At 65.4% G+C, this 20,557-nt stretch carries 17 protein-coding genes and 1 tRNA gene; 16 read left to right on the forward strand and 2 right to left on the reverse strand.

Translation table 11 applies throughout. The annotated features are described in order from the left end of the window. The first annotated feature begins 149 nt into the window (after positions 1-149). The 8 genes from ACFE77_RS09665 (at position 150) to ACFE77_RS09700 (ending at position 8,733) form a co-directional block, all read left to right on the forward strand. Positions 150-1,268, forward strand: a complete 1,119-nt coding sequence (locus ACFE77_RS09665; RefSeq protein WP_375421430.1) for a CaiB/BaiF CoA transferase family protein — start codon at positions 150-152, stop codon at positions 1,266-1,268. 40 nt (positions 1,269-1,308) lie between these two features. Beyond that, positions 1,309-1,848 (forward strand): (2Fe-2S)-binding protein, encoded by a 540-nt coding sequence (locus ACFE77_RS09670; RefSeq protein WP_375421431.1) that lies wholly within the window; start codon positions 1,309-1,311, stop codon positions 1,846-1,848. A gap of 388 nt (positions 1,849-2,236) precedes the next feature. Then, on the forward strand, positions 2,237-2,851 hold the full coding sequence (locus tag ACFE77_RS09675) for a hypothetical protein (RefSeq protein ID WP_375421432.1): 615 nt from the start codon (positions 2,237-2,239) through the stop codon (positions 2,849-2,851). A gap of 112 nt (positions 2,852-2,963) precedes the next feature. Further along, positions 2,964-3,917: an RcnB family protein gene (locus ACFE77_RS09680; RefSeq protein WP_375421433.1), complete on the forward strand. Its 954-nt coding sequence runs from the start codon at positions 2,964-2,966 to the stop codon at positions 3,915-3,917. 74 nt (positions 3,918-3,991) lie between these two features. Then, positions 3,992-4,675 (forward strand): prolyl hydroxylase family protein, encoded by a 684-nt coding sequence (locus ACFE77_RS09685; protein WP_375421434.1) that lies wholly within the window; start codon positions 3,992-3,994, stop codon positions 4,673-4,675. A 541-nt stretch (positions 4,676-5,216) separates the two neighbouring features. Then, entirely contained in the window at positions 5,217-6,971 is a 1,755-nt protein-coding gene (recJ, locus tag ACFE77_RS09690) for a single-stranded-DNA-specific exonuclease RecJ (protein WP_375421435.1), read from the forward strand. A gap of 49 nt (positions 6,972-7,020) precedes the next feature. After that, positions 7,021-7,095 (forward strand) — tRNA-Glu (locus tag ACFE77_RS09695). 288 nt (positions 7,096-7,383) lie between these two features. Then, positions 7,384-8,733 (forward strand): hypothetical protein, encoded by a 1,350-nt coding sequence (locus ACFE77_RS09700; protein WP_375421436.1) that lies wholly within the window; start codon positions 7,384-7,386, stop codon positions 8,731-8,733. Positions 8,734-8,896: 163 nt separating this feature from the next. Here ACFE77_RS09700 and ACFE77_RS09705 read toward each other — a convergent pair whose 3' ends face one another. Next, positions 8,897-10,000, reverse strand: coding sequence for an L-dopachrome tautomerase-related protein (locus tag ACFE77_RS09705; RefSeq protein WP_375421437.1), 1,104 nt, complete (start codon positions 9,998-10,000; stop codon positions 8,897-8,899). Positions 10,001-10,462: 462 nt separating this feature from the next. On the opposite strand from ACFE77_RS09705, the gene ACFE77_RS09710 reads away from it, so the two are divergent. The 7 genes from ACFE77_RS09710 to ACFE77_RS09740 all read left to right on the forward strand — a co-directional run bounded on the left by ACFE77_RS09710 (position 10,463) and on the right by ACFE77_RS09740 (position 18,030). Then, the gene (locus ACFE77_RS09710; protein WP_375421438.1) at positions 10,463-11,452 is read left to right on the forward strand and encodes an SDR family oxidoreductase; all 990 of its coding nucleotides are present in this window, start codon (positions 10,463-10,465) and stop codon (positions 11,450-11,452) included. Between the two features lie 418 nt (positions 11,453-11,870). Then, positions 11,871-12,845 carry a c-type cytochrome gene (locus ACFE77_RS09715; protein WP_375421439.1) on the forward strand — a complete coding sequence of 325 codons (975 nt, stop codon included), beginning with the start codon at positions 11,871-11,873 and terminating at the stop codon, positions 12,843-12,845. A gap of 23 nt (positions 12,846-12,868) precedes the next feature. Then, positions 12,869-15,364: a cbb3-type cytochrome c oxidase subunit I gene (locus ACFE77_RS09720; RefSeq protein ID WP_375421446.1), complete on the forward strand. Its 2,496-nt coding sequence runs from the start codon at positions 12,869-12,871 to the stop codon at positions 15,362-15,364. Further along, a complete protein-coding gene (locus ACFE77_RS09725; RefSeq protein WP_375421440.1) occupies positions 15,361-15,741 on the forward strand; it encodes a hypothetical protein in 381 nt (126 codons plus the stop codon). The genes ACFE77_RS09720 and ACFE77_RS09725 overlap by 4 nt, the downstream gene beginning before the upstream one ends. Continuing rightward, on the forward strand, positions 15,738-16,328 hold the full coding sequence (locus tag ACFE77_RS09730; protein ID WP_375421441.1) for a cytochrome c oxidase assembly protein: 591 nt from the start codon (positions 15,738-15,740) through the stop codon (positions 16,326-16,328). Before ACFE77_RS09725 ends, ACFE77_RS09730 begins: the two co-directional genes overlap by 4 nt. Next, the gene (locus ACFE77_RS09735) at positions 16,325-17,425 is read left to right on the forward strand and encodes a c-type cytochrome (protein WP_375421442.1); all 1,101 of its coding nucleotides are present in this window, start codon (positions 16,325-16,327) and stop codon (positions 17,423-17,425) included. Before ACFE77_RS09730 ends, ACFE77_RS09735 begins: the two co-directional genes overlap by 4 nt. Then, positions 17,422-18,030, forward strand: coding sequence for a DedA family protein (locus ACFE77_RS09740; RefSeq protein ID WP_375421443.1), 609 nt, complete (start codon positions 17,422-17,424; stop codon positions 18,028-18,030). Before ACFE77_RS09735 ends, ACFE77_RS09740 begins: the two co-directional genes overlap by 4 nt. A 141-nt stretch (positions 18,031-18,171) precedes the next feature. Here the strand turns inward: ACFE77_RS09740 and ACFE77_RS09745 are convergent, their stop codons facing one another. Continuing rightward, on the reverse strand, positions 18,172-19,119 hold the full coding sequence (locus tag ACFE77_RS09745) for a serine hydrolase (protein ID WP_375421444.1): 948 nt from the start codon (positions 19,117-19,119) through the stop codon (positions 18,172-18,174). Positions 19,120-20,160: 1,041 nt separating this feature from the next. Here ACFE77_RS09745 and ACFE77_RS09750 point away from each other — a divergent pair. Further along, positions 20,161-20,557 (forward strand): manganese catalase family protein (locus ACFE77_RS09750; protein ID WP_375421445.1); only part of this gene is annotated, 397 nt, incomplete at its 3' end.

Consider the following 20,557-nt stretch of genomic DNA (forward strand, 5'->3'; position numbering starts at 1 on the left):
GACGCGCAGCGCTCCGTTACATCCACCTCCGCAACTGGGCCCCGGCCTTCGCCGGGGTGGCGACCAAGGGATGAAGACGGGTCGACCATAACTTTTGTTGTGGCTCACCCGCTCCTCCCCTACCATCCCCCGCAGAGGGAGAGCCCAGCATGACCACGCCGCCGCTCCACGGCATCCGCATCGTCGAGCTCGCCGGGATCGGCCCCGGCCCGTTCTGCGGCATGATGCTCACCGATCACGGCGCCGAGGTCATCCGGATCGACCGCCCCGGCACCAGCGGTATCGCCGCCGCAGCGCTCGATCCGCTGCTCCGTTCGCGCCGCTCGATCGCGCTCGACCTCAAGCGCCCGGAGGCGATCGCCGCGGTCCGCCGGCTCGCGGCAGGCGCGGACGGCCTGATCGAGGGCTTCCGCCCCGGCGTCATGGAGCGGCTCGGGCTCGGTCCCGACATCCTCCACGCCGACAATCCACGGCTCGTCTACGGCCGCATGACCGGCTGGGGTCAGACCGGCCCGATGGCCGATCAGCCCGGCCACGACATCAACTATCTCGCCATTTCGGGCGCGCTCAACGCCTTTGGCCGCGCCGGCGCGAAGCCGACCCCGCCGATCAACATGGTCGCGGATTTCGGCGGCGGCGGGATGATGCTCGCCTTCGGGATGCTCGCCGCGCTGCTCCACGCCCAGCGCACCGGCGAGGGCCAGGTCGTCGATGCGGCGATGACCGACGGATCGGCGCTGCTGATGAGCATGATCTGGGGCTTCCGCGCCGCCGGCCTGTGGCGCGGTGACCGTGGCACCAACCTGCTCGATACCGGCGCGCATTTCTACGACACCTACGAGACCGCCGACGGCAAGTTCGTCGCGATCGGCGCGATCGAACCACAATTCTACACCGCGCTGCGCCGGGTCATGGCGCTCGACGACGACCGCTGGTCCGCGCAGATGAACCCGAAGGCCTGGCCGGCGCTGAAGGCCGACCTCACGGCGCAGTTCAGGACCCGCACCCGCGACGCCTGGGTAGAGGCGTTCGCGGGGCACGAGGTCTGCTTCGCCCCCGTGCTCGACTTCGACGAAGCCGCCGCCGATCCGCACAACCAGGCGCGCGGCACGCTGGTCGAGGCCGGCGGCGTCGTCCAGCCCGCCCCCGCCCCGCGCTATTCCGCCAGCCCGACCGTCGCACCCATGATGCCCGCCGATCGCGACGACGCCGCGGTGCTGCGCGACTTCGGCTTCGACCCTGCCGAGATCGCCGCGCTCGGCCATTGACGCCTGTTCAACCGCCACGCGCCTCGGCTAGGACACCGCGATGACGCGCTTCACGGTCAACAATCAGCCGGTCGAATACCGGCTCGACCCGGCGACCCCGCTGCTCTGGGCGCTCCGCGACGCCTCGAACCTCACCGGCACTAAATATGGCTGCGGCACCGGCCATTGCGGCGCCTGCACCGTCGACATCGACGGCGCCGCGCGACGATCCTGCCGCATCGCGATCGGCAGCATCGAAGGCAGCTTCGTCACCACGATCGAAGGGCTGTCGCGCGAACGCAACCACCCCGTGCAGCTTGCCTTCATCGCCAACAACGTGTCCCAATGCGGCTTCTGCATCCCCGGCTTCATCATGGCCGCCGCAGCGCTGATCAAGAAGACCCCCGACCCCAGCGAGGACGCTATCCGGCAGGGTCTCACCAACATCTGCCGCTGCGGCATCTACCCGCGGGTCGTCGAGGCCGTGCAGCTCGCCGCCCGCGCCACCCGCGGCGAAGACATTATCCCCACCGGCGCCCGCCCCGGCATCGACCCCGCCGACGCCGCGCGCGCGGTGCCGGCGCTCGTGCCGGGAAAGTGAAGCGCGGCCAGTGATCCCGCTTGTCTGCCGCTCGTCCTGATTAAAGCCGCGAGCGATGCCGGGAGAATGATGCGCTGCCACCGATCGCGCTCCTCCACCGTTCGTCCTGAGTAGGGATCGAGTAGCCGCGAAGCGGCGTATCGAGGGCCCGTATCGAAGGGCAGGTTGGCGCGTGGAACCTGTGCTTCGATACGAGCCCTCGATACGCTCCTTGCAGGAGCTACTCGGTCCTTACTCAGCACGAACGGATAGATGTGAGGCGACGCTCACCAGGCCTTCCGCCGCGGCGTGCCGCCTCGCTGAAACATGCTCATCCAAGCGACAAAACGCATCCGAACGCCGCCCTCCCGCGTAGCTTCGAACGGGATCTTACCGGCGGAACAACGACTTGAGACCTGAAGCACAACAACGAGAGCGCCCCCTGCTCGACAGCGACCCGGCCTATAACGACCTGGCCGCGGTCTTTGCGCCCGCGCGCAACGCCAAGACCCACACCCGTGATCTCGCGGCGATGCCGGTAAAGGGCCGCACCACCCGCGGCGCCGTCGTCAGCGCCTTCGCTCTGGTCGCTATGCTCGCTGGCCTCGCCGGTCTGGCGGCCTCGCACTACGCGGTCACCTCCGTGCCCGTGCCGCGGCCGGCGCCAGCGTCTCCCATAGCCACACCGATCGCCGCCAAGCCACAAGCGACCCCCGCCCCGAGGCCCACGCCCGCGGTCCAGGCAGCCTTACCCGCACTCATCAAGCTGGCGCTCTCCCGCCCCCCTAGCCTCCCGCCGGTCGGACCACGCCCGGGGCCGCGCACGCTCTCCCCGCCCCCGCTCGCCTTCGTCGAGCCCCCCGCCTTGGTCGAGCCTTCCCGCTCGCAACCGACCCCGCACCTCACCGGCCTCGCACTGAAGCGCGCGCTCGCGCAGGACGTGATCGACACCCGCAAGCTCAACATGGGCGTGATCCGCGACTTGCCCGTCTCTCCCCCCGCCGCCGCTACCCGCCAACGCTGAACCGCCAGCTTTCGCAATGCTGACGAAGGGGTTCAGACATGCGACACTGCCGGGGGCGCACAATCAGGCATCATCGGGGCCGGCTCGTGCGCCGGCGGGAGTGAGAACGACCATGAAGACCTTGATCAAGGCACTGCTCGGCGCATCCATGCTGATGCCCATCGCGGCACAAGCCCAGCAGGAGGACCGCCGCGAACGCCGCATGGAGATGCGCGCCGAGCGCGCCGAGCGTGGCGATCGCGGCGGCGGGTTCGAACCGCGCGCTCCCCGCCAGGTTCAAGCGCAGGCGCAAGTCGAGGCACCGGCCCCCGTCAGGGCGGCACCGCAACTCCGCAACCGCGACGGCGGCGATCGCCTCCAGTATCGCGCTGGCGCGCAGGCCCAGACCGGCACCCAGTGGCAGCAGCGCCGCGACGCCGGCGGCGACCTGCGCGAACAGCGTCGCTCCGCAATCCGCCAGAACCTGGGGCAGCAATTCGGCGGCAACGGTTCCCGCGACGACCGGGGCGACGCTCGCCGCGAGTACCGCCCCGACAACGGCGCCGGCTTCCGCGGCGATCGCGCCGATCGCAGGGTCGATCGTCGGGACGACCGTCGTGATTATCGCGGCAACGGCCGGAACGATCGTCAGGACGTCGCGCGCGATCGCCAGCGCGGCCAATGGGATCGCAACCGCAGCTATGCCGGCCGCAACGGTTACGGGAACAGCTTCGGCGGCAATGGCTTCGGCGGCAATAGCTTCGACCAGCGTCAGGGGTGGAACCGCGGCTGGCGCAACGACGACCGCTACGACTGGAACCGCTATCGCAGCGGCAATTCCAGCCTGTACCGCCTGCCGCGATATTATGCGCCGAACGGCTGGGGCAACGGCTATCGCCGCTTCTCGGTCGGGATCACGCTGTCGTCGGTCCTGTGGGACCAGAACTACTGGATCGACGATCCCTGGTCCTATCGTCTGCCTGAGGCATATGGTCCGTATCGCTGGGTCCGCTACTATGACGACGCGCTGCTTGTCGATATCGGCAGCGGCCAGGTCGTCGATACGGTCTACGACATCTTCTACTGATCGACCTTGCAGCAGGGCCCGGCATCGCCGCCGGGCCCTTGCCTTTGCACGGCACGCTTGCCACGTCGCTGACGATGTTCGCCCGCAAAGCCCCCGCCGCCAACGCGCCTGACAAGCACCGTGCCCGCATCGGCGCAGAGGTCGCCCGGCGCCTCGAGGCCGATCCGCGCATCCGCCGCGCGGACACCGATTTCGCCCAGGTCTATCTGTACGACGCCTTCCTCGACGTCGCGCAATGCAAGCGCATGATCGCGCTGATCGACGCTGGCCGCCGCCCGTCCACCCTGCTGTCCGACCGCGCCGGCACCGGCTTCCGCACCAGCGAGAGCTGCGACCTGGAACGCTGGTCGCCGGAGGTCCGGCCGGTCGACGAATCGATCGCCCTCCTGCTTGGCATTGACCCGGACCACGGCGAGACCATCCAGGGCCAACGCTACGCGCCCGGCCAGCAATTCCGCACCCATCACGACTATTTCCACGAGGGCGAGAGCTACTGGGAGACGATGAAGAAGTCGGGCGGCCAGCGAACCTGGACCGCGATGATCTACCTCAACGACGTCGAGGAGGGCGGCGCGACCTGGTTCCCCCAGGCCGGCCTGCGCATCGCCCCCAAGCGCGGCCAACTGCTCGCCTGGAACAACATGAAGCCCGACGGCAGCCCCAACGAGCGCACCATCCACGAAGGCACCGCGGTGGTCGCGGGCACGAAATACATCGTGACGAAGTGGTTCCGCGAGCAATCCTGGATCAAGCGGTAGGGTTCGCCTCCGCTTCGCGGGCAAGAAGATCGCAAAAGAACTACCGTCCCCTTCCATCCTCCGTCACCCCGGACTCGATCGGGGTCCCGCTAGTCCGCCCGAGCTAAAGCATTCTTCGGCAGGAGGGAGCCGGATGAAGTCGGTGCTTACACCGTTGCGACAGGTACAGCCTTGTGTCCCCGCGAAGGCGGGGACCCAGTACTGGGCTCCCGCCTTCGCGGGGACACAAACAGGGCGCGTCAAAATCGCGACTTTTCGCCTTCGCCTCCGAACGAGGTGATCGACGATCGGGTCCGGGGTGACGAGGTCCACTGCGCAGAGATCGCGCATCAGCGGCAGAGGAGGACGGCGTCGGCTCCCGCGACCCGGCACCGATCACTACCCTGTCCTACAAGCCCGCACCCTGCCACATCCGCCACATGCCCGCCGATGACCGCCGCTACCCGCCACGCCTGCATTCTGCTCCCACCGGCCCACCTCCCGCGCACGCGTATAGGTGTGACTTTTGTGACTTTTCCCGCCCAGCCTCTATGAGCGCCCGATGACTTCCGTCCTCGGCATCACCCGCTCGATCCTCGGCCAACCCTGGCGGTGGCGCGCACTCGCCGCCGATGCGCGCGATGGGTTCGGCGGAGACGACCTCGTCACCCAGCTTCTCCTCTCCCGCGGCGCATTGCGCGAGACGCTCGATCAGCACCGCACTCCGTCGATCCGTGGGTTCATGCCCGATCCGTCGATCTTCCGCGACATGGACCGTGCCGCCGATCGCCTTGCCGACGCGGTACAGGCGGGCGAGAGCGTCGCGGTGTTCGGCGATTACGACGTCGACGGCGCCACCTCCGCCGCGCTGATGATCCTCGTCCTGCGCGATCTCGGGATCGAGGCCCGCCCCTACATCCCCGATCGCCTGCTCGAAGGCTATGGCCCCTCGGGCGAAGCGCTGGTCCGCCTCGCCACCGAAGGCGCCTCGTTGATCGTCACCGTCGATTGCGGCGCGCAGGCATTCGAGGCGCTCGCGATGGCGCACGCCGCGCCGGTCGACGTCATCGTCGTCGATCATCATAAATGCGCCGCCGCGCTGCCGGTCGCGCATTCGCTGGTCAATCCCAACCGCCTCGACGAGACCGACGGCGCTGCTCACGGCCATCTTGCCGCGGTCGGCGTCTGCTTCCTGCTCGCCGCCGCGCTGGTCCGTACCTTGCGCGCCCGCGGCTATTTTGCCGGTCGCGCCGAGCCGCGTCTGATCGACCTGCTCGACATCGTCGCGCTCGGCACCGTCGCCGACGTGGCGCAGCTCCGCGGCCTCAATCGCGCCTTCGTCTCGCAAGGACTGAAGGTCATGGCGCAACGCCGCAACATCGGGCTCGCGGCGCTGATCGAGGCGTCCCGGCTCACCCGCGCGCCGACCGCGACAGATCTCGGCTTCGCGCTCGGACCGCGGATCAACGCCGGCGGTCGCGTCGGCCGCGCCGATCTCGGCGTCCGGCTGCTCACCACGCGCGATCCAATTGAGGCCGGCGTCATCGCCGCCGAGCTCGACCGCCTCAACGACGAACGCCGCCAGATCGAGGGCAACGTCCAGGAAGCCGCCGAGGCGCTCGCCGAGGGCGATCGCCGGATCGCGGTCGTCGCCGGGTTCGGCTGGCACCCCGGGGTGATCGGCATCGTCGCCGGGCGGCTGAAGGAGAAGCTCGGCCGCCCCGCGATCGTCATCGCGGTCGATGAACACGGCGTTGGCAAGGGATCGGGTCGATCGATCCCGGGCATTGACCTCGGCGGTGCGGTGCTCGCCGCCAAAGATCACGGACTGCTGGTCGCCGGCGGCGGCCACGCGATGGCCGCCGGGCTAACCATCGCCGCCGACGAGATCCCCGCCTTCGCCGACTTCCTCGAAACCCGCCTCGCGGAAGCGGTCGATGTCGCCCGCGGCGACCGTGCGCTGCTGCTCGACGCGGTCCTCGCGCCGGGCGGGGTCAACCCAGCCCTCGTCGAATCGCTCGAGGTCGGCGGCCCCTACGGCATGGGCTGGCCCTCCCCCCGCATCGCCGCGGGCCCGGTGCGCGTCGTGAAGGCGGACATCGTCGGCAACGGCCATGTCCGCGCGATCGTCGCGGGCGACGACGGCCGCAGTCTGAAGGCGATGGCGTTCCGCTCCGCCGAGACCGCGCTCGGCCAGGCGCTGCTCGGCGCCGCCCCGCATCGCCGCCTATGGCTCGCCGGCCGCGCCAAGATCGACGACTGGGCCAGCCGCCCCGCCGCCGAACTCCACCTCGACGACGCCGCCTGGGCCGAATGATCGACTTGACCCCCCGCCCGACCTCGCCTAACCGGCATCCACCGGCGCAGGCCCCTTCGTCTAGCGGTTAGGACGCGGCCCTTTCACGGCTGAAGCACGGGTTCGATTCCCGTAGGGGTCACCAGTCGCAGAACGACTTAGGTGTGTTCGGTCTGCCTCCGCTGATTATTTGTTGAATATCCGCATGCGGACTACCTCAATTCTCCGCGGATTTCAGCCCCCGACCGTCGCGTGTGCGACAACAGCACTTAGGCGCGCGCCAGAAAAATCATCTATCTTGCAGTTGATGATCGATTTGCATGTCGTTCGAGGGTTCGCAAAAGAGCGGCACTGCAAGCGAGGGACGGGCCGGTAGCAGATTGCCTCAAGTCGGTGCGGCCGATAGGCTGGAAGAAATAGGGGAAGGTTGCAGATGAATAAGCGCCAAGTATTGGCCGCGGCTCTGGCTGTCATGCCGATCACTTCGGCACAAGCTCAAACGGCGCCCGGGTCAGCTGCGGTTGACATGAAAGCGATGGGCGGCGACGCGGCAGATCGGTGGCTCGATCTTCAGAGAAATTATAAGAGGTTGGACGACCAGATTGAAGGCCCTGCGCGCCTGGCGCGTTCCAAACCCGCTAAACCGAAAGACGTCTCGCAAGGACGAGAAGTCCGTGACGCGGCAGGTCTGGTCGTGGGTACGATCACCAAGGTCGATAACGGCTTTGCAGTAGTATCGGGCCTACTCGGTAGCGTGGAGGTAGACGTGAAATCGTTCGCCAAGAACAGGCATGGCCTACTGATTAACTTGGCTAAGTCCAAGATCGACACGATGATGGTGAGGAAAATGCCTGTCTTATCGGCGGGCAAGCCGGATGCCATGCGCAAAACAGCGAAGCTTATCCCGCTGGCGACGGTTCAAGACCAGAACGAGGTTATAGTTAAGGGTGATGGGATCATCCGCGTTGGCATCAATGGCAAACTGGCCGCACTTAGGATTGATCCCGCAGCTCCGGGCATTCCACTCATCAGACGGCAGCTGGCAGCAAAGGCCGGTTCGAAAATGAAGCGCGGGTCTCCCGACGATATTAGCTATCTTGTCGGCCGGACGCTGGTGCCGGTTCGCAGCCAATCCGTAAAAGTGGATTTTGGCCGCGGTGTCGCCAAAACCCGTGTTGGTTGGAGTGAAGTGCCTTTTCTGGACGGCGCTGACGGGAGTGTCGGACCCGGCGGCTTCTTAGAAGAAATCGTCCGCTTCGTGTTGCGCGATGCGATGCCTGGCGAGAAAACAATTGCCCTTCCGATGGAAAGGGATGCCCTATCGTCTGGGGCTGCGGGCCAGCTGAGCGCCATCTTTGGACTAATCGCAGTCGAGGGTAAGCCGATGCGGGTGTGCTTCGATCCGCATCACGCACGCTCGCTCGTGACAGCAGGCGCTGGTCGACGACTTGCTCGGCAGAACGGGGGCGTAATCTCAGGAGACGCTGTGCCGACAGAGATTTTCTTCGGCGTCCGCCGGCCCGTGCGAACGCTTACTTTGCAACAGCCACTTCAACTCGGAACGCTCGCGATCGGCAGCTTAGGTATTCGGACGAGTGACCGATCATCCGTGGCCAGCGTACCAGGAGAGAGCGGCGATCCGGAGGACATCGTCGTTACCGCAAAGGGCAACAAGCGCGACCCCCGTAGCGACACGCTTTCGCTGGGCAGCGATTACCTTTCACGCTGCTCCTCGATCGTTTTCGACCGAAAAAAGCGAGTAATTGAGTTGACCTGTGCGTGAACGACCGAGCCTCCAACTAGCGCCGAGATTGATCGATCAAGCAGCGATGGTCGCGGTGGCGAGGAACTCCTAGGAAAGCTCTATACCGATTTTGTTCATGCCACCGGTGACGGCGAACGGGCGGCTGCTGGTGGCGGTCATATCTGCTCCTAGTGCCTGGTGATCAGCGGACCGGCGCAAACGAGAAAAGCTGCGTGCGGATCGAGGCGGACGCGCCTGGCTTGAACCAGTTGGTGTCCTGGATGTGGCTGGCGGTGACATACATTAGGCCGTCCGGACCTTCGGAGAAGGTGTCCGGCCACCGCAGCCGCCGGTCGGTCAGCACGGTCTCCACAGTCGTGCCACTTAGCCGCTTGATCGAATAGTCGGTCGGCGAGGTCAGGTAGAGCACGCCCGCCTTGCTCATCCACAAGCCATCCGCGACATGGGTCGTGGCGACGCGCCGGACCCCGGTGGCGCGCTGCGCGTCGGGGACATCCTGACGCAGCAGATCGGTGTCGATTGAATAGAGGGTGTGGCCGGTGAGGGCCTGAAAGAACAGCGTCTTACCGTCGTTCGAGATCGCGATGCCGTCGGCGGCGAACATCGGCTGGCGGCCGTCAGGGCGGCGCAGCGGCTTGCCGTCGAGTGCCACCATCACCGATTTGTCGACCTGAGTGGAAGGATGTCCGTCGAGCGCGCGCCAGCTCGTGCCGCTTTCCAGATCGACGACGATGATCGCACCGCGCGCACCGCTATCGGTGATGTAGCCGATGCGGCCGTCGGGCGAGAACCGGATGTCGTTGAGGTAGGTACCCTGCAGCGCGACGTCCTCGGGAACTGGGATCACCTTCGCCACCATGTTCGATCGAAGGTCGACCTTCACCAGCTTGGGTGCGCCCGGCATGATCTTCTCGTTCCCCGGCGCGCCCGGATCGAGCACCCAAAGATTGCCATGGCCGTCCGGGACGATCGACTGCACGCACACGAAATGATCGGCAACGCCCAGTTCGTTGGCCCGGGCGTTCCGCCATCCGTTCCACTTGGCATCGGGATAGGGCCTGAGCGACCCGTCGTTCATCACCTCCGCGACAGAGATCGGCGCGTCATCGGTCCAGCGCGGAAAGTTGACGAAACGGCGTCCGTCGGTGGTGACGGCAACGCCTGTCACCTGATGATCGAAGCTCGCTACCTGGGTCAGCGGAGCAGCGGCGCGTTGCGCGATCGCCGCAGTCCCGGCGAGCAAGGTGAGAATGCCCACACCTGCAAGAACATGTAATCGCTTCATCGATTGTCCTTAACTTTGCTCGCTGCGGAGCAGCATCTCCCGTCGTCAAGCGTGCTGACGTCTCATCTCGCAAACTGCCTTGCGCCAATTTCGTGCCTATTGTTTCGGACTCGGCTCATCATTTTGTACGGAAGAACGAACGTTCGCTTGTTCAACAATGGCAATTTTCGGCGAGGCGAGGTGGGAGCAGCGGGTGATGGAGGCCAACTTCCGCTACGAGGACGATGCAGAGCCTATCCGATGTCCCTCACGGGGAGTTAGCCGCGTCGATCGGGCTGAAGGGCAACATTCTCGACGATCCGAGACGGCTGATGTGGGCTTGCTGCCACGTCGCTGACTGAACGTTCGTCGCGCTGGACATGACTAGCAACGGCGAACGCTCGCTTTCCAGCGACATCAGCGATTCGGAACAGAAGCAGGCACTTATCTCTTTAAGTGATGATCTTCTTGGGAGCTATGAGCATGACCGACACCACGCGCCGCACATTCGTGGCCGGGGCAGCAATGACCGCCAGTGCTCTTGCCGCGACGACCGCCAAGGCCGCGACACAGACCGGCGGCGGTACTGCCGCGACGACGCCTGTTGCCGCCGCCTATCCCAAGCCCCCTTACCCTGTACAGCGGCAGCCTTGGCCAGGTCTTGCCTCCAAGATGACGCCGCGGCCGGATCATGGAGAAACGAGCTACAAGGGTTCGGGCAAGCTTGCGGGCAAGAAAGCCCTGATTACCGGTGGGGACAGCGGCATCGGCCGCGCTGCAGCCATCGCTTATGCGCGCGAAGGCGCAGACGTCGCGATAAACTACCTTCCGGCCGAAGAACCTGACGCCCGCGAGGTCATTGCGTTGATCCGCGCAGAAGGTCGCAAGGCGGTCGCTCTCCCGGGAGATCTGCGGAGCGAGCGGTTTTGCCGTCAACTGGTGCAACAAGCGAGCGAGCAGCTCGGCGGGCTCGATATCCTGATCAACAATGCGGCTCGTCAGCAAACCCGTCCGAATATAGCGGCGATTTCAAGCCAGGATTTCGACGATACACTGAAGACCAATGTCTACGCGCCTTTCTGGCTGACCAAGGCAGCACTCGAACGCATGAGTGCGGGCGCGGTCATCGTAAACACCTCGTCTGAACAGGCCGGCGATCCATCGCCTGACATCGTCGATTACGCCCTCACCCGCGCCGCGGTGCTGAATTTTACCAAGAGCATGGCCAAGCAGCTCGCCAGCCGCGGTATCCGCGTCAACGCGGTTGCGCCGGGTCCGTTCTGGACACCGCTTCAAGTCAGCGGTGGGGCGACGCCCGAGAAGTTACGAAACTTCGGCGGCGACTCGCCGATGGCGCGGGCAGGTCAGCCTGCCGAGATCGCAGCACTCTACGTTGCCGCAGCCGACCCCGCGTTGAGCTATTCGACCGGACAAATCTTCGGCTCGACCGGCGGGAACGGTCAGCCAGCCTGACCGAGCGTGCCGCAAGCCGAGGTGGGTCAGCGCAGTCAGAGGTGGCTTAATCCAGTTTGGAACAACAAAGTCAGCGTCACGGAATCGAAAAGCGCGATGATGATCGATCTAGCAAGCTCAGCCGAGCAGACAGATGACCGCTTTGCGTTTTTCGATTGCAAGTTGATGCTTCATTTTCGAAAGTTCCGATCGACAGGCATGATCGTACATCTGCCGGCGACTATCACCACGCGAGCGCGGGCAATTTAAGGTTGCAGGATCCTGCTAAGATTCGTCGCGTCGAGGCCGCAGACCTATTTCGGACCGCGCTACACGCTGCTCTAGCGCTTAGGCGTTGTACGTCGGCAGGTTCCCCGACCGAAGGCGCCGAAACGTTCGCGCTAGACGGGTACAATCTCTCCCGTCTAGCCTAGCCGCAATGACGAGGTTTCTGCGCACACCGCCAATAGCCGTCGCGGCAGCCGCGCTCGTCGCCGGATGCAACAGACACCAATCTGCGCTGGCCCCCTTCGGTGCGGAGGCGGAGGGCATTAGATCGATCACGATCGCCCTGGTCGTTGGCGCGGTGGTCATCGCCGCTTCGGTCGCTGCGCTCGCGCGGCATGCGACGCGCGCTCCCCAAGGACAGTTGACGACCGACGGCGGGATGCGGCTGATTCTTTGGCTCGGCGGCATCGTACCAGCGGCCGTACTGGCGGCGCTGTTGATCTACTCCCTTCCCACCATGAGGCCGCGCACGGTGAACGCGGCCGACCTCCGGATCCAGGCGGTGGGCGAACAGTTCTGGTTTCGCGTGCGGTACCGCGCGCCGGGCGCGGCCGTCGTGGCGGCCGCTAACGAGGTTCGCGTCCCGGTCGGGCGCACGGTGCTGTTCGAGCTCAGCGGCGGCGACGTGATCCACAGCTTCTGGATCCCTGGCTTGGCGGGAAAGATGGACATGATCCCCGGCCGGGTGAACCGCTTGCCGGTATTAGCGACAAAGGCCGGACGCTATCGCGGCGTTTGTACCGAATTCTGCGGGCTTTCTCATGCGCTGATGGCGTTCGAGGTCGTCGCGATGCCGCCCGCTGATTTCGATCGTTGGCTGGCCGCGCAGCGGCGTCCCGCGCTCGCATCTTCCTCACGCGGTCGGGCGCTCTTCGACAGCTATGGCTGTGGCGGCTGTCATGCGATCCGGGGCCATGGCCCAGCGAGCACGATCGGACCCGACCTCACCCATTTCGGTGACCGCCGAACCGTCGGCGCAGGCATCCTGCCGCAAACGGAGGCCGCGGTAGCGAGCTTCATCCGCCATCCGGAAGACGTCAAGCCCGGTGTCCGCATGCCCGCCTTCGCGCACATGCCAGCCCGCGACGCGACGCTTATCGCCCGCTATCTGAAGGAGCTCAGGTGACCGCGCCCGACCAGAACGATCCCATGGTCCGCGCGGGCCAGGAGGAGCGGTTGCGTGCGGTCTGGGCGGCGCCGACCGGCTGGCTGCGACGCTGGAGCGACACCAACAACAATGTCGTCGGCGTCTGGTACGTGCTGACCGCCTTCTCGTTCATGCTCTTCGCCGGCGTGCTGGCGCTGATCATGCGCACTCAGCTCGCGGCGCCGATGAACGAGCTCGTCACCGCCAACACGTACAACCAGCTGTTCACGCTGCATGGCTCGATGATGATGTTCCTGTTCGCCGTCCCGATGTTCGAGGCGGTGTCGATCATCCTCCTGCCGCAGCTGCTTGGCGCACGCGACCTGCCCTTCCCGCGCCTCTCGGCTTTCGGCTATTGGAGCTTCCTGATCGGCGGCGTGTTCGTATCCGGGTCGATCTTCTTCGACGCCGCGCCGGACGGCGGCTGGTTCATGTACCCACCGCTGACGACCCGCACCGACCTGTCTGGGCTTGGCGCCGACATCTGGATGCTGGGGCTGTCTTTCATCGAGGTCTCGTCTGTCGCGGCGGCGGTGGAACTGATCGTGGGCGTGCTCAAATGCCGTCCGCCGGGCATGCGTCTCAACCTGATGCCGCTCTACGCCTGGTATATCCTGGTCGTCGCGGTGATGATCCTGTTCGCGTTCCCGCCGCTGATCGCGGGAGACATCCTGTTCGAGATGGAGCGTTTGCTCGGCTGGCCGTTCTTCGACGCGGCCAAGGGCGGGGATCCTTTGCTGTGGCAGCACCTGTTCTGGATCTTCGGGCACCCCGAGGTTTACATCGTGTTCCTGCCGTCGATCGCCCTGTTCGCGATGCTGATTCCGACGTTCGCGCGCATCCACCTGCTCGGCTATCCCTGGATCGTGCTGGCGGCGGTCGGGACCGCGTTTCTGAGTTTCGGCTTGTGGGTGCACCACATGTTCGCGACCGGGCTGCCGAAGATCAGCCTCGCGTTCTTTTCCGCAGCATCCGAAGCGGTGGTGATCCCGACGGGCGTGCAGATCTTCGCTTTCATCGCGACATTGTGGGCGGGGCGTGTCGTCTGGTCGACGCCGCTGCTCTATGCGACCGGCAGCCTCGCCATCTTTGTCATCGGCGGGCTTACCGGGGTGATGGTCGCGGTGGCGCCGTTCGACTGGCAGGCACACGACACGTATTTCGTCGTCGCGCACCTTCACTATGTGCTGATCGGTGGCACGGTGATGCCGCTGTTCGCCGGACTCTACTATTACTGGCCGCTGGTCACGGGGAAGAAGCTGTCCGACCGGCTCGGCCGCACCGCCTTCTGGATGCTGTTCGCGGGTGCGAACCTGACCTTCTTCCCGATGCATTTCTCGGGGCTGGAGGGCATGCCGCGCCGGGTTTTCACCTATCCGGCGGAGCTAAACATCGGCTGGCTCAATCTCGCTTCGACCTTGGGCGCGTATTTGTTCGCGGCTGGCGTCGCGGTGGTCGTCCTCGACCTCGCGCTTTCCCCCCGCCGCGCCAAGGGAAAGCGCAATCCGTGGGACGCTGGGACGCTCGAATGGCTGGCGCTGCCCGAGGACGAGAACTGGGGCATCCGATCGGTGCCGTTGATCGAGACGCGCTATCCGATCTGGGACCAGCCCGATTTCGTGCGCAAGGTCGATGAAGGCCGCTTCTTCCTTCCCGACGCGGAGGAAGGACGGCGCGAAACGATGGTCACCTCGGTGCTGGACGCCCGACCTAAACTGGTCATCCGTCTCGGCACGCCGAGCTTCCTGCCGATGCTGACGGCGATGGCCCTCGGCGGCGTTTTCATCCTGACGACGTATCATTTCTACTGGACCGCCCTGCTGAGCGGCGTGGCAACGATCGGGTTGGTCCTGCGCTGGTTGTGGACCACTGCCGAGATCCCCGAAAAGCCGATGAAGGCGATCGGGCATGGCCTCGAGGTGCCGCTCTACGTCTCCGGCCCGGTCGCGCCGGGCTGGTGGGCGATGTTCATCACGATGATGGCGGACGCTACGGCTTTTTCGGGGCTGGTGTTCGGCTATTATTTCTACTGGACTGCCCGCCCCGACTTCCCACCCGCAGGGCCGGGGCTGAACGGCCCGGGCGCATTCTGGCCGATGATGGCTTTGGCATTCGCGCTAGCGGGCTGGGCCGCGACGCTGGCCGCCCGCGAGATCAACAAGCGGGGCGGGGTAGCGGCCGCACGCCTGCTCCTCGCGGCTGGAATCGTTCTTTCCCTTGGAGGCGCGGCGGCGGGGCTCGCTGGCCCGTGGGCGAGCGGTCTCGATCCGGCTCTCCACGCCTATCCGGCAATCGTTTGGACGCTAGCCGGTTGGGCCGCCGCGCATTCGGTGACGGGAGCGATCATGCAAGGCTACACGCTGGCACGCAGCCTGGCGGGGCGAATGACCCCGACCCACGATGCTGATCTGCGAAACATCACGGTGTTCCAACACTTCATGGCGCTCACTGCTTTGGTCGCGTTCCCGACGATCGGTCTGTTCCCGGGGGTGGCGTGAAGCCCGGCCTACCCGAACGCGTCCGCGGGCTTAAGGCCACGCTGTGGACGCTGATCGTGCCGCCGACTGTTTGGGCGGCGCACTTTCTCTTCGCCTATCTGTGGGTATCTGTGCAGTGCGCCAAAACCGGCGGGTTCTCGCGCTTCCCATTAGTCTTCTGGGGTGGCACCGCGCTCGCGCTCGTCGTGATCCTGGCTTCGGGGATCATTGCCCTCGTCCAGTCGTGCACGCCGGGAACGGCACCGCCGCACGAGCATGGTACAGACAGCGACCGGCTTCGCTTCATCGCCTATTCCACGATGCTGCTGTCAGGGCTCAGCTTCGTCGCAGTCGTGTTCACCGCCCTGCCCGTTCTGTTCATCGGCGACTGCCGGTGAGGCGCGCGAGCCTCATCGCGGGCACGGTCCTATTGCCTTTCGGCTGGGCGTCCGCCGGCGGTGGAGGCATGACCGGGCACATGGTCGGCCATATGCTGGCTGTCGCGGTCGCAGCGCCGCTGCTCGCCTGGGGGCTGGGCGGGACGCTGCTCGACCCGGCGATGCGTTGGCCGCGGCTGGTGACGCCGCTCGCCATGTCGCTGGCCGAGTTGGTCGTGGTCTGGGGTTGGCACCTGCCACCCGCGCGCGCGCTGGCGCAGTCGTCCTTCGCAGGGCTCGTCGCGGAGCAGGCGATGTTCCTCGCCGCTGGACTGCTGCTCTGGGCCGCGGTGCTTGGAACAGGAGCCGAACGCCGCGCGGCCGGAGTCGCCGCATTGTTACTGACGACCATGCACATGACCTTGCTGGGCGCGCTGATCGCGCTGGCACCCCGCCCGCTCTACGCGAGCATGGCGCATGGGCCGAATGCGCTAGACGACCAGCAACTGGGCGGAGTCGTCATGCTGCTGGTCGGCGCAGGCAGCTATCTGGTCGGCGCGTTGGCGATGCTCGGCACCATCCTGTCCGGTCGGGAGGAACGGTCGTGACCGTTCGCGTGACGTGGGTCCGTGTCGTCATGACGCTTCTCGGATTGATCGCGGCAGGGATGCTGGTCGCCTGGTCCGGGTTCGTACCGATCGCCGCGTCCTCCGGGCATTGGAAGATCACCGACTGGTTCCTGCACTGGACGATGCGCAACGCCGTCAAGACCCAGTCGGCCCTCACCACCCCCAAGGACGTGATCGCCAGCCAGGAGCTGGTCAGCGCCGCCGGCCATTTCGCCCAGAGCTGCGCGTCGTGTCACGGCGCGCCGGGGGTCCGGCCGCTTCCGGTCATGCAGGCGGCGACACCGCCCGCGCCGAACCTCCAGATCAACGCCAAGCAATGGACCGATCGCCACCTCTACTGGATCCTCGAACATGGGGTTAAGTTCAGCGGCATGCCGGCTTGGGCGGCGAAGGATCGCCCCGACGAGATCCGGCGCATGGTTGCTTTCGTCCGCGCGCTGCCGGGGATGACACCAGCGACCTATCGCTCGCTCGTTAGCGGCGTCGACGCGCACGTTCCGCAGGCAGCTCTCGGCCTCGCGGCCAGATGCACCGGCTGTCATGGCACCGATGGGCGTGGACGCGGTCAGCCCGACATACCCGTGCTTGGGCAGCAGAAGCCGGGATATCTATATGCCGCCCTGAAGAGCTACGCCGCTGGTACGCGTTCCAGCGCGATCATGCGTCAAGCCGCGGCGACGCTGACCGAGGGCGAGATGCGCGAACTGGCTACGCACTTCGCCGCTCAACCCGGTTTAGGCGTGCGCGTAGCCAACGGCAGTATCGGTGCGCAGGCACGCCGGATTGCCCTTGAAGGCCTGCCGGAGCGCCAACTCCCCGCATGTCTCGGCTGTCACTCACCCGCTAGGGCGAACCCGTACCCGGTCATCCACGGTCAGCGCGTGATGTACCTCGCCGATCGCCTGGAGCGATGGCGTGGCGACGAGACGATTGTGGATGCGCGCAAGCCCCATGCAGTCATGCCGACGATAGCGCGTCGGGTTCCCGCGGACATGATCATGCCACTGGCACGGTATTTCGCCGCTGCGCCGGCAGACCGGCCAAAGACCCAGGCACTCACCGGAGATCGACGATGACGGAGTGGATCACTCGCCTGATCGAGCAAATGGGCTATGTCGGTATCGCCCTGCTGATGTTCCTCGAAAATCTCTTCCCGCCCCTCCCCTCCGAAGTCATCATGCCCATGGCCGGGTTCACTGCCGCGGATGGCGAGCTCAGCATCGTCGGGGTGCTGATCGCCGGAACACTGGGGACAACGGCAGGCGCGCTCTTCTGGTACGGTGTGGCAAGGCGGCTCGGCGAAGAGCGATTGAAGCGATGGGCAAACCGCCATGGCCGCTGGATCACGCTGTCCCGCCAAGATATCGATCGCCTGGATAGGTGGTTCGAAGCGCATAGCCGCTGGGCGGTGCCGCTCGGCCACCTCGTGCCCGGGATTCGCACGCTGATATCCATTCCCGCAGGCTTGTTTCACATGTCGCTGCCGCGCTTCGTCGCGCTCACCTTGGGTGGTGCCGGGGCTTGGACTTCGGCCCTGGGTCTCGCCGGCTATGCACTCGGCAGCCGCTACGAGCAGGTCGAGCGTTACCTGGGCCCGGCCAGCACCGCGATCATGGCAGCTATCTTCCTGTGGTATCTATACCGTGTCGTTCGCTTCCGAGCGAACGATAAGCCGCTCTGAACTGGTAAAGAACTCGGTGTTCCGGCTAAGACAAAGCCAACACCGCTCCATCCGCCGATTACCAGAACAGGCGTGCCCAGGAACGCCACGCTATGACTACGTGGCAGCTAACTGCCGGATACACACACGCAGTCCGGTCGGCTACTCGATCGCGACCGGGACGGGTGAAGCCGCCTGTCGAGAGAGGTCCGTTGCTGTCGACGAATGGATCGGCGCTGCGATCCCGAGCGGCCGTGCACCTTGCGGCTTCGAATAGGCGGACGCCTGCTGGCTCCCGGCCTGGAACGCGTCGTAGATCGCCCGCGCAGCGGTCGCGATGATGGCGGGCCGGTTCGAGCCGCCGCGTGCGAACAGCACCACCGCAATGCGCCGCCCCGCGGGCGTGGTGAGGTAGCCGACATCGCCCGTATAGCCCGACAGCGTGCCCGTCTTGTGCTCCACGGTGGCACCCGGCGGCAAGATTCCGCGGATGCGGTTCGAGCCGGTGGCGCAGCGCGCCATCAGCCCCAGCAAAAGACGCCGGCTCTCCGGCTTCAGGGCATCATTGGTGTCGATCAGGCGCAGGAGACCAAGCATGGCGACCGGCGTACTGGAATCCCGGACATCGCGCAGGTCTCTTCGGTCGCTCAAGAGCTGCGCGATGGTGCGATCGACGCGCATCCCGGCAAGGCTACGCGCCCGCAGCCAGGCGTCGATGCTTTGCGGGCCGCCGAGCGTTCCCATCAGGAGGTCGGTCGCGCGGTTGTCGCTGCGCGTTATCATCGCGTCCATCAAGGTGGATGCAGGCACGCCGGACACAGCCTCGTCCAGCGTGCGCCGTCCCGCATCGACCTCCGACAGGTACGCCGCGGCGACCGCGATCTTCATGGTGCTAGCCATCGGAAACGCCTGATGGCCGTTGAAGCTGACCGTCTCCCCGGTCGCGAGATCCAGCGCGGCGATGCCGTACTCGCCCGGGTTCTCCCGAGCCATCGACGCAAGCCGCTCTTCCAGCGAACGCAAGCTCGGAGGAGCCTCGGCCAAAGCCGGTTGCACGGCGATGGCGACAAGCCAGGCAAGCAAGGGCGCAAACCGCATGGCGTTCCTCATCTGTGAACCTCCGAGCGCGCGATCCGCCGCGACGCACCGATCATTTACCGGGCATGTTGTACCATTAAGGCGATTTGGTGGCGATCGCGACCGACTGCTAACGGGGTACTGTCAATCGACACGAGCCGGTCTCCACAGGTTGCATGTCGCTGGCGGCTTGTGAAGGTAGGTTCGAACGAGAACCGGTCGTGTATGCTACGTTCACGGAAGCGTGCTTCTGTAAGCTGCTCATGCGCCAACCCGCATCCGGCTCACCTTTGTCCTCGGGCTTGCCTCGACCTCAAACCCTGATCCGTGGGTGCGTCCGAGGGCTCCAGTACACGATGTTAGCTCAATCGTGCGGCACGCCTGATCCTTAATCGTCGAACTGCGTTGCACTTCGCATGACGAGATCAGCAACCGAGACCGTGCACGACATCATCAACGCCGCCGTCGTCGACGCAATCATTGCGCTAAGAGCATCGTCAAAGGGCCTGCCGAACGCCTTGCTGCGAGATGTGAACGCCATTCACGCGAATACGGCCTTCGAAGACCTGCCCGACGCAGTGAGGTCGGCAGTATCATCCAGCGTCCGAGATGCCTTCGCTAAGCTGCAGAAGGACGGCTACGTAGTCGCTGAAGCCAAGAGCGTTCAGGTCAAACCCGCTCGGCAGGACTCTCGCGCCCCGGGAAGTGTGCCCGCTGGTGGACAACGCCGCTCTGACACGCGCCCTCCGAAAGGCCGTCCACGCCCCAGCCGCGGGTGAGATCGCGATCATCGTAACAGCATCGAACTAGAACAAAGAAGCGGTCGATGAGACATGCTTTAAGAGCGTGTTGGAGATCCAAACCGTCGGGCTTCTCCGCCCCGATTTCACGGTTGTATGTCAGCTCGACGACCCTCCTTCTTCAGTAATTAAGCGATCTCAGAGTCGAACTCCCGGAGCCCGAACCGGTGCAACGCTCTGACCAGTAGCCACTTTTATCCGACGGGATGGTAAATAAACACGCGGCCGTTCTCGTTGGCGAGCCGTTGACCCTTCTCACAGCCGGAGAAGCCCCATGTTCATGCGCGTCGATAAGTTGCAGGCGAACCTGCCTGATCCTACAAAGCAAGATCCCAATGCCGCCGCCGCGCTGCGCGAGTTGCTCGGCGGTAAATATGGCGAGATGTCGACGCTCGGGAACTACATGTTCCAGAGCTTCAACTTCAAGTCCAAGTCGAAGCTCCGCCCCTTCTACAGCCTGGTCGCCTCGATCACCGCCGAGGAACTGGGCCATGTCGAGCTCGTCTGCGCGGGCGTCAACATGCTCGCCAACGGCCCTGACGGTGACGACACTGGAAATGGCGGCGACATCTCGATGACCCCGTTCGAGAGCATGACCGAGATCCGCGACGCGGCAAGCTTCCTGTCGAACGGCGGCGGCGCGACGCCGACCGACTCGAATGGGCGGTCGT

Origin of the sequence: uncultured Sphingomonas sp. (assembly GCF_964243315.1) — a bacterium.
Classification (GTDB): Bacteria; Pseudomonadota; Alphaproteobacteria; order Sphingomonadales; family Sphingomonadaceae; genus Sphingomonas.